Here is a 13,090-nt window from a genome sequence, read left to right on the forward strand (position 1 = left end):
TCCTAGTTCCGATCCGCGCGTAACAGCGCAACCAGCAGATAAATGAACAGCGCCACAGCCAATAGCAGTGACACCCCGTCCAGAACGCTCATGGAAGTTTCTCCGTTTAGCGGCGAGTGCCGCGTGTGGGGCAATTGTCGGCAGGAGTGGCGTAAAGGAACGAGAGCGAGGGAGTGGGTGGGGCGTAAAGACGGCGTAAAGAGTGGGTTTATGCGGGGTTTACAGGGGGATTTTTGGTGAGTTTGAGGCCCTCATCGCGGGCAAGCCCGGCTCCCACACTGGACCGTGTTTGGGCAGGATATGCGCGGTCCACTGTGGGAGCGGGCTTGCCCGCGAAGGCGCCGGCTGAATCAACACAGCACTTATCTGGTGCAACACAGGGGAAATTCAAACGCCAAACCGTTCCCGTGGCGACACTTGCACCGCTTTACGACAATGATTCCCATCCTGGCATGTCCGCTGCAACACCTTGAATCATTCCAACCGGTTCAGGGAGAGCAACACAATGAACACACAACTCAAACCCACCTTGGGCACCCTGCACTTATGGGGTATCGCCGTCGGCCTGGTCATTTCCGGTGAATACTTCGGCTGGAGCTATGGCTGGGGCGTCGCCGGGACGCTGGGCTTCCTGGTGACCTCCCTGATGGTGGCCGCGATGTACACCTGCTTCATCTTCAGTTTCACCGAACTGACGACTGCGATTCCTCACGCCGGCGGGCCGTTTGCCTACAGCCGGCGTGCCTTCGGAGAGAAAGGCGGCTTGATCGCCGGGCTCGCGACATTGATCGAATTCGTCTTCGCGCCCCCCGCGATCGCCTTGGCCATCGGCGCTTACCTGAATGTGCAGTTTCCAGCGCTGGACCCGAAACACGCCGCCGTCGGTGCCTATATCGTGTTCATGGGCCTGAATATCCTCGGCGTGAAACTCGCCGCCACCTTCGAACTGGTGGTGTGCGTGCTTGCCGTCGCTGAATTGCTGGTGTTCATGGGCGTGGTGGCGCCCGCCTTCAGCTTCAGCAACTTCGCTCTTAATGGCTGGGCCGGTTCCGACACATTCGGCGCGCCAGCGATTGCCGGGATGTTTGCCGCGATCCCGTTCGCCATCTGGTTCTTCCTCGCCATCGAAGGCGCGGCCATGGCCGCCGAAGAAGCCAAAGACCCGAAGCGCACCATTCCAAAAGCCTACATCAGCGGCATCCTGACCCTGGTGATCCTGGCCATGGGCGTGATGTTCTTTGCCGGCGGCGTGGGCGATTGGCGCACCCTGTCGAACATCAACGACCCGTTGCCACAAGCCATGAAAACGGTGGTCGGCGATAGCTCCGGCTGGCTGCACATGCTGGTATGGATCGGCCTGTTTGGCCTGGTGGCGAGTTTCCACGGCATCATCCTCGGCTACTCGCGCCAATTCTTCGCCCTGGCCCGCGCCGGTTACCTGCCATCTTTCCTCGCCAAATTGTCGCGCTTTCAGACTCCCCACCGAGCAATCATTGCCGGCGGCGTGGTGGGTATCGCGGCGATCTACAGCGATGGCCTGATCAACCTGGGCGGCATGACGCTGACCGCCGCGATGATCACCATGGCGGTATTCGGCGCCATCGTGATGTACATCATGAGCATGCTCAGCCTGTTCAAACTGCGTAAGACCGAACCCCTGCTGGAACGCACCTTCCGCGCACCGGGTTACCCCATCGTGCCGGGCATTGCGCTGGTGCTGGCGGTGGTGTGCCTGGTGGCCATGGCCTGGTTCAACGCGCTGATCGGGTTGATCTTCCTGGGCTTCATGGTGGTGGGGTTCGCCTACTTCCAGATGACCGCGCAAGACCGTGCCGATGCGCCAGCGGATGCGATGTTGACCGGGCTCTGATCTACTAAGAGGCAGAACGGGCCTACACTGAACTAGTAAGAAAGCCCGTCACTCAAAGCAGTTATTACCGTGGGAAAACTCTCCCACGGCAATCTGCCTCAAGGAGAGCGTTATGCCGTGGTATGCATGGTTGATATTAGTGGTCGCCATCGGGTCGATCGTCGGTGGACTGATGATGCTGCGTGACAGCGCCAACAAAGTGGAACTCACCGACGAACAACGCAAGCGCGTGGCCGAGCGCAATGCGCAGGCGGATGCCAAGGATGCGCAGGATCGCTAATCCGCATTGACGTACTTATTGTAGTGAGCGGGCTTGCCTGCGCTGGGCTGCGAAGCAGCCCCCTTATCGGCCCTACTCCCAATCCGCCTTGGCAATCTGCAACCCGTGCTGCCCCTTGTAGGCAGCACGTTCCGGCTGACTCCAGCCGCCCAGTAGCGCATCCTCCAACCTATAAATCTCCACCCCCAACGGACGACACACCGTCAGCGGGTCCTGTGCATCCGGCCCCCACATCGGCAGCGACAAATCTCCACCGGGGCACGTCGACAACGCACACAGCAAATCAATCTCGGCAAAAAATTCCAGGTAATCGCCCTTCTGCGCCGGGCAGGCCTTCATGAAATACATGTCGTCATGATTCAGGCCTGTGCACTGGAAAATATTCAGCACGTCATGCACGTCGAATTCCGTCAGGCCGTGGGGTAAAACCGCGCGGGTCAGGTTCGAATGGCAATGGTGATGGAAGTCTTCACCGGTGAGCATGCGGTTCACATAGGGATCGCAACGGGTACCGAGTAAATCGTGCAGGCGACCGCCGTGCTCATCGATACCGTAACCGGCCAGGCTGTCGTCGGTGATCGTCACCAAAGGGCGCAGAAACGGCAGGTTCGACCACAAGCGGTCATGGGTGCTGACATGCGCGCCCTGCAACTGACGCGTACGCGCCGCCCACAAACGCTCGCGTGGGTCGTTGGCGTTCCACACGTTGAAATCACCCACCTGCGGACCGACCGGCGTAGTCACGCGGAACACATGCCCGGCCGGTACCTTCCACGCCCTGCCCGTACGAATCGGCACTTCAAACTGCTCGATCAGTGTGCGTTGCTGTTTTCGATCACGCACACGCTCGTAAAACGCCGTATCGACCTGCAACGCCGAACCTTTACTGACCTGATAAGCGGCCGGATAGTCTTTGTACATGATGCGGATCCTCGATCAGGGGTGATTGAACAAGGCCAACGACAGGTGTTCCGAATCAGCCAGGTACAGACTCATCGCCTCCCCTGCCGCCGGTCTATCCTGCTGGACCAGTAACCTATAAATCTCGCGATCACGCTCCAACCAAGGCGACTGGAAGCGTTGCTCATCGGGCGCGGCGCAAAACACCAGGCGTAACTGGGCGATCACCTGGGCAAAAAACTCATCGAACAAGGGACTGCGCATCAAGCTGACGATGTGTTGGTGAAACACCAGGCTGTGAGTCGCGACCGCACGCCAGTCTTCGCGCTCACGGGCCAGGGTGGTGGCGTCGATGGCGTTCTGCATGCGCTCGGATTGCTCCTCCGTCAGAGCGCCACTCTGGGCGATAGCCTGCAACTCCAGGGTGCGACGGACGACAAACAAATCACGCACTTCGTCCCGCGCCAACCGCCGAACCATTACCCCTTTGTTGCGTACGTAACGGGTCAACCCTTCCTGGCCCAGCCGATGCAACGCCTCGCGAATCGTATTGCGCGAGGCGTTATAGGCTTTCACCAACTCCACTTCGACCAACGGCATTCCTGGCAACAGCCGCCCGCCGATGATGTCAGTGCGAAGCTCCAGGGCAATCTGGTCGGCTAAAGACAAACTGAGTGTCATGTCTACCTCACGATTGTTGAACAATCCCATGCGTAGAGGTAATCACTTTTCATGCCAAACGCCAGCGCGTAGACCACGCGTGTAAAACTATTCAAGTTGGTTAAAATGCCAGCCTGTCACCGAGGCCGACCTATGCGTTACTCATCCGACCACAAAGCCCAGACCCACCAACGCATCATCAAGGAAGCCTCCGTACGCTTTCGCCGCGACGGCATCGGCGCCACCGGCTTGCAGCCGTTGATGAAAGCGCTGAACCTGACGCACGGCGGCTTCTACGCGCATTTCAAATCCAAAGATGAACTGGTCGAAAAATCCCTGCAGACCGCAGCCACCGAGCTGGATGCACATTGCAAAATGTTGTTCAGCCAGGAACGGCCGCTGGAAGCATTCATCGATAGTTATCTGTCGGAATGGCACCTGAGCTCGCCGGGTGAAGGCTGCCCATTGCCGACCATGTCCTCCGAACTCGGGCTCAGAGGCCAGCACAGCAAGACGACGGATGCGGTACTCGACGCTCGGGTCCAACAGATTGAAACGGCTTTGGCAGATGGCCGGGGTGACGCACAGGGCTTGGTGATGATGTCGACCCTGGTAGGGGCCTTGGTACTCGCCCGAAGTGTCGAGGACAAGGCACTCGCCATGCGAATCATGGAGGTGGTGCGAGACAGCTTGAAAACCCAGGTTTCAGAAGATGAAAAAGCCGGTCAGTGACCGGCCTCCCCTGGTTGGCTTAGTTTATTACAAGCCGATCGCGGTTCTTCTCCAGCAACGCCTTACCGATCCCCTTCACCTCCAACAACTCATCCACCGCCGTGAACGGTCCATTGCTTTCGCGGTAGGCAACGATCGCCTTGGCTTTGGCAGCACCGATGCCGAACAGGTCGCGGCGCAGGGTTTCGGCGTCGGCAGCGTTCAGGTTGACCTTGGCGGATTGCTCGGCCTTGGTCATCTGGGCGGTGATCGGGGCTGGGGCTTCGGGCTTGATGGAAGGGGCTGCGGTGGCGGTGACTGAGAGGGTGGTGAGGAAGGCGAAGATTAGGGAGGTGAGGTAGGTGTTTTGCATTGGTGACGCTCCATGACATTGGTAAGAGAAAAGCAGCTTTTCCGAAGCTGCTTTTCCACGTTAGATGAAACTTCAACCAAGTCAAAAAACCTCATGTCACAAAGCATGAACTCGTAGATAATTCCGTTTTGAACAAAACTTTCAAGCGAGCGAGACACTTCGCTTAATTTGACCAAATATATAATTATCAAACCCGATGTGTATCGAAGCAGCCGCATGTGCCTACCGCATCTGCACGGCCACCACTTGATGGATAAGCGAGCGTTTGGAAAGGCCCTGATTACTTAACGATGCGCTTTATATGTGAAGCAGCGAAAAGGCTACTCCGCCTATCTTACGAAAGCCTTGTGCCTACCACCCTACGTGCTCCTACTCATTTCCGAGCGACTCATAGCCCCCCCGGAGAGTGAGGGCTTTATGCTATCAAGGTGGGATAGCAGCGTGGTATGGCACTCGATACCGTCGAGCCACGAAGGCTTGGCCTACGCGCAGTGGCAGAAACGGAACTACGCAGGACATCTGGTCCGATTGAACCGTTCACTGGGGATAGTGGCATCTGGTATATTGCGCGACTTGAATGCACGCAGGCCAAAGCTGGCAAAACGAATTTTGAGCGCTAGGGATAACCTCGCGGTTGATTGCCCCGGCCATAGGCGCCTTGCAGGATCGTCGAATTAGTGGTCCCGAATGATGTCGCCGTTAACGTCTTTTATCGCCCTTCATGATGAGTATCGACTGCGCAAGCGACTCATGAAAGGTGTCAACCCGCAGGAGGCCCCAGCAGTTCACTGTCACGCGAGCCTGATCGCTAGCTGGAGGGCCGCCGCCGATTCCATTCCAAAGCGGGACAAATGGCTAAACTTTACGTGTACCTCGGGACCGCTTCGCGTAATGTGGAAATTTCGAGATCTGCTTGAGAAAACACTGAATGCCCTAAACGCGATTCTTATTTATTTTTAGTTAAATTTATTGCAGATGGTGGATGAGGAAGATGAGCTTAATTAAATGGATTGACTTTCCTAGTTTAGGTGATGAAAGAGGAGGATTGGTAGCTCTCGAGATCGGCATGGAAAAAGCAATCCCTTTTGATATAAAACGTGTCTACTACATTTACCACACTGCAAAAGATGTTAGCCGTGGATTTCACGCGCACCGCAACTTAAAGCAAGTTGCTATTTGCGTCATGGGAAAACTTAGAATGGTCCTTGACAATGGACTAGTACGCGAAGAGTTGTGGATGGAAAACCCTACCAAAGGCATATTGATTGAGAGCATGGTATGGCGAGAAATGCACGATTTTAGTGACGACTGCATTCTTTTAGTTCTGGCTAGCGAGCACTATGATGAGTCGGACTATATTCGCAACTATGAATATTTTATAGAGGCTGCGAAAAATGGCTAAGATTCACTCGCTAGCGGACGTCAAAAGTAAAAATATCGGAGTTGACACCCGAATTTGGCAATTCAGTATTGTTTTTGAAGGTGCAACCATCGGCAGTAACTGCAATATCTGCGCGCATACCTTAATCGAAAGTGATGTGGTGATTGGTAATAACGTCACCATAAAATCAGGTGTTTTTTTGTGGGACGGCACTCGCATTGAGGACGACGTCTTTATTGGTCCAAATGCTACCTTCACAAATGACCCCATGCCGAGATCTAAGATTTACCCCAAAACTTTTACAGGCATTACAATTATGAAGGGGGCGAGCATTGGTGCCAATGCCACACTACTGCCAGGTGTCACGATAGGAGCCTACGCAATGGTGGGTGCGGGCGCTGTTGTAACAAAAAACGTTCCAATTCGGGCGGTCGTCATTGGCAACCCCGCGAAAGTCATCAGGTATATCGAACAATGATTAGCTTTCTCGACTTAAAGAAAATCAACGCCATGATGCGTGAAGAATTAATTGAATCTTGCACTCGAGTTATTGATTCAGGTTGGTTTATTGGCGGCAATGAGCTGTCCAAGTTTGAAGCACAATTTTCTACTTATACACAAAGCCGCCACTGCATCGGTGTTGCGAATGGTCTCGACGCACTAAGCCTGACACTGCGCGCGTGGAAGGAGCTCGGCAAGCTCAAGGAAGGGGATGAGGTTATCGTCCCAGCCAACACCTATATTGCAAGTATTCTTGCCATTACAGAAAATCGGTTGATCCCGGTTTTGGTAGAGCCGGATGCAGCGACGTACAATTTGAACCCACAGCTTGTTGAAGCCGCTATCACACCCAGAACACGGGTAATCATGGCGGTGCACCTGTATGGGCAGCTCTGCGATATGCCAGCGTTGACGTCGTTGGCGAAACGAAACAACCTCCTTGTATTGGAAGACTCAGCCCAGGCACACGGCGCCCGTCAGGGTGGACGCTGCGCAGGGAGCTTGGGGGATGCTTCCGGATTCAGCTTTTACCCTGGTAAAAACCTCGGGGCCTTGGGCGATGCAGGAGCGATCACTACTGACGATGATGAACTTGCCAATACTCTGAGAGCACTGCGGAATTATGGCTCGCACGAGAAATATAAGAATCTCTATCAAGGCGTAAACAGCCGCCTCGACGAAATCCAGGCTGCTATGCTGAGTGTCAAACTCAAATACTTAGATGATCAAACAAAAGCTCGCAGAGATGTCGCCCAGCAATATATGGAAGGTATCCACAACCCTTGGATAACACTGCCGTTGGCTGCAGGCACGCCCGTGCCATCCCTTGAAAGTCATGTATGGCATATATTTGTGGTTCGATGCGATCGACGTGACGAGTTGCAGCAATATCTACTCGAACAACAGATTCAAACGATCATCCATTACCCTATTCCAGCACACCAACAACTGGCCTACAAGCAGTGGGACTCCCGTAGCTACCCTCTGACCGAGGCGATACATAAACAAGTACTGAGCCTGCCGATAAGCCCTGTCATGACCGCGTCAGAAGTTGAACGTATCATTACAGCCGTCAATAATTTCGCGTGCGAAGTGTGAACTGATGATTACATCGTTAATACGACTCTGGAAGCGCCTGTCACTCAAGAGGAAGGTACAACTATCTATCATCCTTATGCTCATGATCATTGCGTCGTTCGCCGAAGTGCTTAGTATTGGCGCGATAGTGCCATTTCTGGCGGTTCTGATCAATCCAGCAAAGCTAATGGATCAACCTCTTGCAAGTAGCATGCTCGCCACGCTTGGTATCACGCAAGCTGACGGACTGCTTCTGCCCCTCACGGTCATTTTCGCGCTGGCAGCTATTGTGTCCGGAGTCAGTAGATTTGTTTTGATGTGGGCACAGAATCGCTTCAGCTCCGCCGTGGGTAGCGATTTGGCTGGAGGCATATACAAGGCCGTCATCCATCAACCTTATAGCATGCACCTGTCGCGAAATAGCAGTGAGGTTGTCACCGCTATCTTCAACAAAGTTGATATTGTTGTCCGCGAGTTCCTCATCCCCACGTTGACGATTGCCAGCTCGGCTTTCATGATGGTTGCGATACTTATCATCGTTCTGGCCATTGACCCAATTGTTGCGTTCCTTGCTTTTGCCAGCTTTGGCAGCGTTTACCTCTCAGTCATTTTTGCCACAAAAAAACAGCTAGGCAAAGACAGCCTAGAGGTGAGCTTGAGCTCGGATAAGCTTTTGAAGTTGCTGAACGAAAGTCTCGAAGGGATTCGTGATGTCATCATTGACTCTTCTCAGTTGACCTATCGCAAGGACTTCGAAGCTGCCGATTCAAAATTGCGCAGGGCCAAAGCCAACATCCAAATTATCGCGAACGCGCCACGCTATACGATCGAATCGTTTGGCATGTTAATGGTTGCGGTCTTTGCTTATTGGCTGGCGCAGCAACCGGGAGGTTTACTAGCCTCTATACCAATGCTGGGAGCATTGGCCCTTGCAGCGCAACGTTTATTGCCAGTATTGCAGCAGTCCTATGCAGCGTGGGCCTGCATTAGAGGCGCACATGATTCGTTGCTGGATGTACTCAACCTTCTTCCAGAGACAGATGTTCAACTCGATACAGACACGCCCAGGACCCATCAACCATTCAATGAATCGCTGTCACTCAACACTGTGTCTTTCCGTTATGGCGATAATGGACCGTGGGTGCTGAAGGACATCAATCTCAACATCCCTAAAGGTGGACGCATCGGATTGGTCGGCGCAACAGGAAGTGGTAAAAGCACACTACTCGACATGCTGATGGGTTTGCTGACTCCGACCGAAGGTACTTTCTTGGTCGATAACGAGCAGATTACAACCGCCAATTGCCGCAACTGGCAGGCCAACATAGCACATGTACCTCAACTTATATTTCTTTCCGACGCCTCTGTAGCCGAGAACATCGCTTTTGGAATACCGCGCCAAGATATTGATTTTGAACGTGTTCGAAGGGCGGCCGAGAAAGCTCAAATGGCGGAAGTTATTGAAGCTTGGGCTAATGGCTATGACACACCGGTAGGGGAAAGAGGCGTTTTTCTATCCGGCGGACAGCGTCAACGTATCGCAATTGCCAGAGCCTTTTATAAAGAAGCAAAAGTTATCGTCCTAGATGAAGCGACAAGCGCGCTTGACAGTAAAACCGAGCTTGAGGTCATGCGAGCGGTGGAGGGGTTGGGAGACGAAATAACATTGGTTGTTATTGCTCATCGACTCAACACCCTCAGGGGCTGTGACATGGTTGTCGAAATAGAGAACGGCGTGATCGTGAAGAGCGGATCCTACGAGTCCCTGTGCAGCGATAAATTGAAACAGTCTGTGTGAGCACTGACTCCTCGATGATAGGCCTTTAATTTTATGAGTCACAATGCTCCCCCGACAAATAAAAAAGATTGCACTATAATTATAAATTCATGTGACAACTATGAAGATGTATGGCTGCCGTTTTTTAGTGCATTCAAGGATATGTGGCCGGATTGCGACTGCAAGATTATCTTGAACACCGAGCACAAAAACTTCAGCTTTGAAGGGCTGCAAATAGTCACGTTAAACCTCAGCCCAGCTGAAGGGAAAAAGCCATGGGGATGGCGGCTTCGTAGAGCGTTATCCTTAGTGGATACCGAATTCGTGATTGCACTATTCGACGACTTTATCTTAGAAGCACCGGTCAATAAGAAAAAACTATTCCGCTGCATTCAGGAAATGAAGAACAACAACAAAATAAGTGTTTTTTATTTTAATAATATTCCAGGCAACAATAGCGTCGAACCAAAATATGACGGATTTGAATTAATCGGTAAGAGAAACGACTACCGATTAAATTCAGCGCCAGCCGTATGGCAGACCCGGGAACTTTTAAATTTTACGGGAGAGCTAGACTCGCCCTGGGCTTGGGAGTTTTTTGGCAGTGCGCGGACCTACAGCGGCGACAACGAATTTTATTGTGCCCAAATAGCCAAGGAAGATACCTTCGTCTACAACTATAAAATGGGCGGTGCGATACGCAGGGGCAAGTGGGTTTCGAGTGTCATAACTCCCGCCCTGAAGAAATACAATCTCAGCCTTGATCTTACGCTGAGGGGGATCGCCAGCGAATCGTTATCGGACGGTAAATATAGCTTAAAGTGGAAAGTGGATTTCTTCTTATTGGGTTTCAAGGTGATTGGATTCGCCGCCTTCATTTTTCTCTACAGAGTCTTAGTCAAAAAGCTGTTCAAACGCTTTCAAAGGTATATTGCATGATCAAGGAAAATTTCACTTTTGCGATTCTAACGTACAACCACGAATCGTACATAATTGAACACCTTGAAAGCATAAGGTATTTGATAAAAAATTATGGGTCTAGGTATAAAGTTAACTTGATTCTGGCAGATGACGGTTCTCGAGACCGAACTATTGAATTGGCAAATCAATGGCTATTGGTGCACGGAGCAGTGTTTTCCGACATCACGGTCTTGGCTGACGGCTCGAATCGCGGTACCTGCTTTAACTACACACGTCTATGGGCGCTGATCGAAGGCGACCGCTTTAAAATAACGGCTGGCGACGATGTCTACTCGTGCGTCAATATCTTTGAAGAAGTTGAACGCTTAAAACACAACGACTTTTTCTCAGGTTTACCGCTACTGTTAATCGACGGAAACCTCGGCAATTCACGCTCTACTATTTTCCACATTTTAGCGACAGACGTGATCTATAAAGGGAAAAAGCTAATAGAGCGCCTAAAAGGGATCAGCAGTATCAACACGCCAAATTTATTCTGCAACAAAAAATTCCTGCAAGACAAAAATCTGTTCGATTTTATAAACAGCTACAGTGTGACTGAAGATTTTCCTATGATGGTAAAAATCGCACACTCCTACGACAACATTAATTTCGTACAAACTAAAGAAGTATATGTTTACTACAGGCGCACCTCAGGTTCGACTTACCTAATTCGCGGCTCTGACTTCGAAAAAGACAAATTGAAAGCATTTGAATACATGCTTTCAAACGAAAAAAACTGGCTAGACCGAATTATCCTGAAGAATAGAATTTACTGCTACAAACTTGACAATACACTTCTAAAAAAACTGCTGAACATTGGATACTACTCGTACCTATTAAAGTTAACGGCAAATGCGTTCACAATCGCGAAGGCCTGTTCGGAATCACCCTCGGCGACGCAGGCACACCAAGCGCATTACGATCTTATTGCAAAAAACGCAAACACCTTCTTGGACAGCGTGCAAAATAAAAAAACCACATAGTCAAACAATTTCATTACCACTGTAAAAATGCAGAAGAAACACCGTTATTGCACTGTAAGGCAGAGCAACACTATCTTTAAGGAGTTGAAGAATGAGTACCGCAAAGGTCTATGCGCCGTTACTACTAGTAGAAGCCTATCTATTATTTGGGTTATGGCTGTTCTTTTTTGGGCCTATTTATTGGCCATTAAAAAATGAGGGAGAGTTTCTTGGCTTCATTTTTTTATATCACGCATTTTTCATATCCGGTTATATTCTGCAAAGTCAATTCTTTGTTAAACACTCATGCATCGAATCAACCGTACAACGGGCGTCGGTAGACAGCAACATATTCATCAAGTACTTCTGGATCATACTGCTCATGGCATTCGCCGCGAATGTAGTCGTACACAGGAATACGACACTTTCAAACTCATACATCCCAGATAACTTTTTCGCCAGCCTTTATCGAGGCCTCGTAATACCTTGGGAATCGAGGGCTTTCTACGCCTCAGAGGCTTCCTCGATTGGGTTTGTAAAAAACCCATATATCACTGCAATAACGCTATTTACAGGGCCATTCAAGTACATACTATTACCGGGACTTGTATTTTATTGGCATGAATTAAGCAATGTCCGTAGAACGGCTGGAATGCTTGTCCTGAGTACCCCCTTGCTGACAGGCATTATTGCCAGTTTGAGCGTAATCAACTTTTCTTATGTATTTATAATCTCGACCTGCCTAGGGGTGCTGGTTTTCTCAAATAAATCCAGCGGAATTATTTCAACGTTGAAGCAGAGAAAGTTTTTTCTAGCATTTCTTGCTTTTATGTTTCTATTTTCTTTCTGGCAGTTTTACAGTGTGAAGTCTGCACACTCATCTTACCAAGTTATCGTTGAAAACAGTAAACCCCAGCCTTTTGACTACCTTAAACAAAAAGGAATAGCATTTAGAAGTGAGGACCCTGGCGCCGAACGATCCAACCTTGTGGACTTTTATGAAAAGCTGACCAGCTATATGGTTCAAGGGTATTATGGAATGTCGATTTCGCTTGATGAAGATTTCCAATCTTCATACGGCATTGGGCACTCAGTATTTTTACAAAAATCATTTGCCCAGTACTTAGACCTTGACGTAAGAGACAGAACGTTTCCACATAAGATTACTAAAAAGTGGGATGAGTTTGTTTACTGGCATTCTTTTTACACCTATATAGCCAATGACGTGAGCTTCTGGGGCGTGGCCCTCATCATGCTGATACTGGGTGCTTACTTCTCGTACGTTTACCTTTCAGCCACACTCCATGATAATTTTTATGCAAAAATGCTGCTGCCCCTGTTCGGCATTCTCTTTTTGTATATCCCGGCAAACAATCAGGTCTTCGGTTTTCTCGAGTCGATGACTTCTTTTTGGATACTGACGGCACTTTTTTTCTTGTCCAAAAACGTTCGCGTCAGCGGCCACGCAGAAGTTAAGAATACTTAGGAACTATAAACTGCCGCCAAAGCGTGCCTGGTATCACGCTTTGCGCCTGAAGCGAGCGCTGGCCTCAAAGGGGAAAGCCTCAGGAGGCCTTGCTCAGTCGGTAAGAAATGGTGCGCGCCAATGGCTAGCGCGATGGGGAAGGATTGATC

14 protein-coding genes are annotated in these 13,090 nt (G+C 50.7%); 10 read left to right on the forward strand and 4 right to left on the reverse strand.

The genetic code is table 11. The features are described from left to right. Positions 1–2: 2 nt before the first annotated feature. Entirely contained in the window at positions 3–92 is a 90-nt protein-coding gene (kdpF, locus tag BM70_RS31360) for a K(+)-transporting ATPase subunit F (protein ID WP_003218754.1), read from the reverse strand. A 413-nt stretch (positions 93–505) separates the two neighbouring features. Between kdpF and eat the strand changes: the two genes are divergently transcribed. Both eat and BM70_RS32435 read left to right on the forward strand, forming a co-directional pair. Further along, positions 506–1,870, forward strand: coding sequence for an ethanolamine permease (eat, locus tag BM70_RS0115830; protein WP_010211919.1), 1,365 nt, complete (start codon positions 506–508; stop codon positions 1,868–1,870). Positions 1,871–1,982: 112 nt separating this feature from the next. Beyond that, complete coding sequence (locus tag BM70_RS32435; RefSeq protein WP_012722955.1) at positions 1,983–2,150, forward strand: DUF2897 family protein; 168 nt, start codon at positions 1,983–1,985, stop codon at positions 2,148–2,150. Between the two features lie 72 nt (positions 2,151–2,222). Here the strand turns inward: BM70_RS32435 and BM70_RS0115840 are convergent, their stop codons facing one another. Continuing rightward, positions 2,223–3,071: a DUF1989 domain-containing protein gene (locus BM70_RS0115840; RefSeq protein ID WP_025856916.1), complete on the reverse strand. Its 849-nt coding sequence runs from the start codon at positions 3,069–3,071 to the stop codon at positions 2,223–2,225. A 15-nt stretch (positions 3,072–3,086) separates the two neighbouring features. Continuing rightward, positions 3,087–3,731 (reverse strand): GntR family transcriptional regulator, encoded by a 645-nt coding sequence (locus tag BM70_RS0115845; RefSeq protein WP_025856917.1) that lies wholly within the window; start codon positions 3,729–3,731, stop codon positions 3,087–3,089. Between the two features lie 132 nt (positions 3,732–3,863). Between BM70_RS0115845 and BM70_RS0115850 the strand changes: the two genes are divergently transcribed. After that, positions 3,864–4,442 (forward strand): TetR/AcrR family transcriptional regulator, encoded by a 579-nt coding sequence (locus BM70_RS0115850; RefSeq protein WP_025856918.1) that lies wholly within the window; start codon positions 3,864–3,866, stop codon positions 4,440–4,442. Positions 4,443–4,461: 19 nt separating this feature from the next. Here BM70_RS0115850 and BM70_RS0115855 read toward each other — a convergent pair whose 3' ends face one another. Beyond that, positions 4,462–4,794: a ComEA family DNA-binding protein gene (locus BM70_RS0115855; protein ID WP_025856919.1), complete on the reverse strand. Its 333-nt coding sequence runs from the start codon at positions 4,792–4,794 to the stop codon at positions 4,462–4,464. Between the two features lie 991 nt (positions 4,795–5,785). On the opposite strand from BM70_RS0115855, the gene BM70_RS0115865 reads away from it, so the two are divergent. The 7 genes from BM70_RS0115865 to BM70_RS0115895 all read left to right on the forward strand — a co-directional run bounded on the left by BM70_RS0115865 (position 5,786) and on the right by BM70_RS0115895 (position 12,941). After that, entirely contained in the window at positions 5,786–6,196 is a 411-nt protein-coding gene (locus BM70_RS0115865) for an FdtA/QdtA family cupin domain-containing protein (protein WP_025856921.1), read from the forward strand. Next, complete coding sequence (locus BM70_RS0115870) at positions 6,189–6,653, forward strand: acyltransferase (RefSeq protein ID WP_025856922.1); 465 nt, start codon at positions 6,189–6,191, stop codon at positions 6,651–6,653. Before BM70_RS0115865 ends, BM70_RS0115870 begins: the two co-directional genes overlap by 8 nt. Further along, positions 6,650–7,774, forward strand: coding sequence for a DegT/DnrJ/EryC1/StrS aminotransferase family protein (locus tag BM70_RS0115875; protein WP_025856923.1), 1,125 nt, complete (start codon positions 6,650–6,652; stop codon positions 7,772–7,774). The genes BM70_RS0115870 and BM70_RS0115875 overlap by 4 nt, the downstream gene beginning before the upstream one ends. A 4-nt stretch (positions 7,775–7,778) precedes the next feature. Then, positions 7,779–9,551: an ABC transporter ATP-binding protein gene (locus BM70_RS0115880; RefSeq protein ID WP_025856924.1), complete on the forward strand. Its 1,773-nt coding sequence runs from the start codon at positions 7,779–7,781 to the stop codon at positions 9,549–9,551. 171 nt (positions 9,552–9,722) lie between these two features. Beyond that, positions 9,723–10,469, forward strand: coding sequence for a hypothetical protein (locus tag BM70_RS0115885; protein WP_155952166.1), 747 nt, complete (start codon positions 9,723–9,725; stop codon positions 10,467–10,469). Then, positions 10,466–11,476, forward strand: a complete 1,011-nt coding sequence (locus BM70_RS0115890) for a glycosyltransferase family 2 protein (protein ID WP_025856926.1) — start codon at positions 10,466–10,468, stop codon at positions 11,474–11,476. The genes BM70_RS0115885 and BM70_RS0115890 overlap by 4 nt, the downstream gene beginning before the upstream one ends. 91 nt (positions 11,477–11,567) lie before the next feature. After that, the gene (locus BM70_RS0115895) at positions 11,568–12,941 is read left to right on the forward strand and encodes a hypothetical protein (protein ID WP_025856927.1); all 1,374 of its coding nucleotides are present in this window, start codon (positions 11,568–11,570) and stop codon (positions 12,939–12,941) included. Positions 12,942–13,090: the final 149 nt, after the last annotated feature.

It is taken from the genome of Pseudomonas sp. CHM02, assembly GCF_000612585.1.
Lineage (GTDB): Bacteria > Pseudomonadota > Gammaproteobacteria > Pseudomonadales > Pseudomonadaceae > Aquipseudomonas.

Excerpts from the sequence above, each read along its gene's own strand:
- BM70_RS0115870 (WP_025856922.1), top strand. The coding sequence starts at position 6,189 with ATGGCTAAGATTCACTCGCTAGCGGACGTCAAAAGTAAAAATATCGGA.
- BM70_RS0115840 (WP_025856916.1), bottom strand. The coding sequence starts at position 3,071 with ATGTACAAAGACTATCCGGCCGCTTATCAGGTCAGTAAAGGTTCGGCG.
- BM70_RS0115890 (WP_025856926.1), top strand. The coding sequence starts at position 10,466 with ATGATCAAGGAAAATTTCACTTTTGCGATTCTAACGTACAACCACGAA.
- BM70_RS0115855 (WP_025856919.1), bottom strand. The coding sequence starts at position 4,794 with ATGCAAAACACCTACCTCACCTCCCTAATCTTCGCCTTCCTCACCACC.
- BM70_RS0115895 (WP_025856927.1), top strand. The coding sequence starts at position 11,568 with ATGAGTACCGCAAAGGTCTATGCGCCGTTACTACTAGTAGAAGCCTAT.
- BM70_RS0115875 (WP_025856923.1), top strand. The coding sequence starts at position 6,650 with ATGATTAGCTTTCTCGACTTAAAGAAAATCAACGCCATGATGCGTGAA.
- kdpF (WP_003218754.1), bottom strand. The coding sequence starts at position 92 with ATGAGCGTTCTGGACGGGGTGTCACTGCTATTGGCTGTGGCGCTGTTC.
- BM70_RS32435 (WP_012722955.1), top strand. The coding sequence starts at position 1,983 with ATGCCGTGGTATGCATGGTTGATATTAGTGGTCGCCATCGGGTCGATC.
- BM70_RS0115880 (WP_025856924.1), top strand. The coding sequence starts at position 7,779 with ATGATTACATCGTTAATACGACTCTGGAAGCGCCTGTCACTCAAGAGG.
- BM70_RS0115865 (WP_025856921.1), top strand. The coding sequence starts at position 5,786 with ATGAGCTTAATTAAATGGATTGACTTTCCTAGTTTAGGTGATGAAAGA.
- BM70_RS0115850 (WP_025856918.1), top strand. The coding sequence starts at position 3,864 with ATGCGTTACTCATCCGACCACAAAGCCCAGACCCACCAACGCATCATC.
- eat (WP_010211919.1), top strand. The coding sequence starts at position 506 with ATGAACACACAACTCAAACCCACCTTGGGCACCCTGCACTTATGGGGT.
- BM70_RS0115845 (WP_025856917.1), bottom strand. The coding sequence starts at position 3,731 with ATGACACTCAGTTTGTCTTTAGCCGACCAGATTGCCCTGGAGCTTCGC.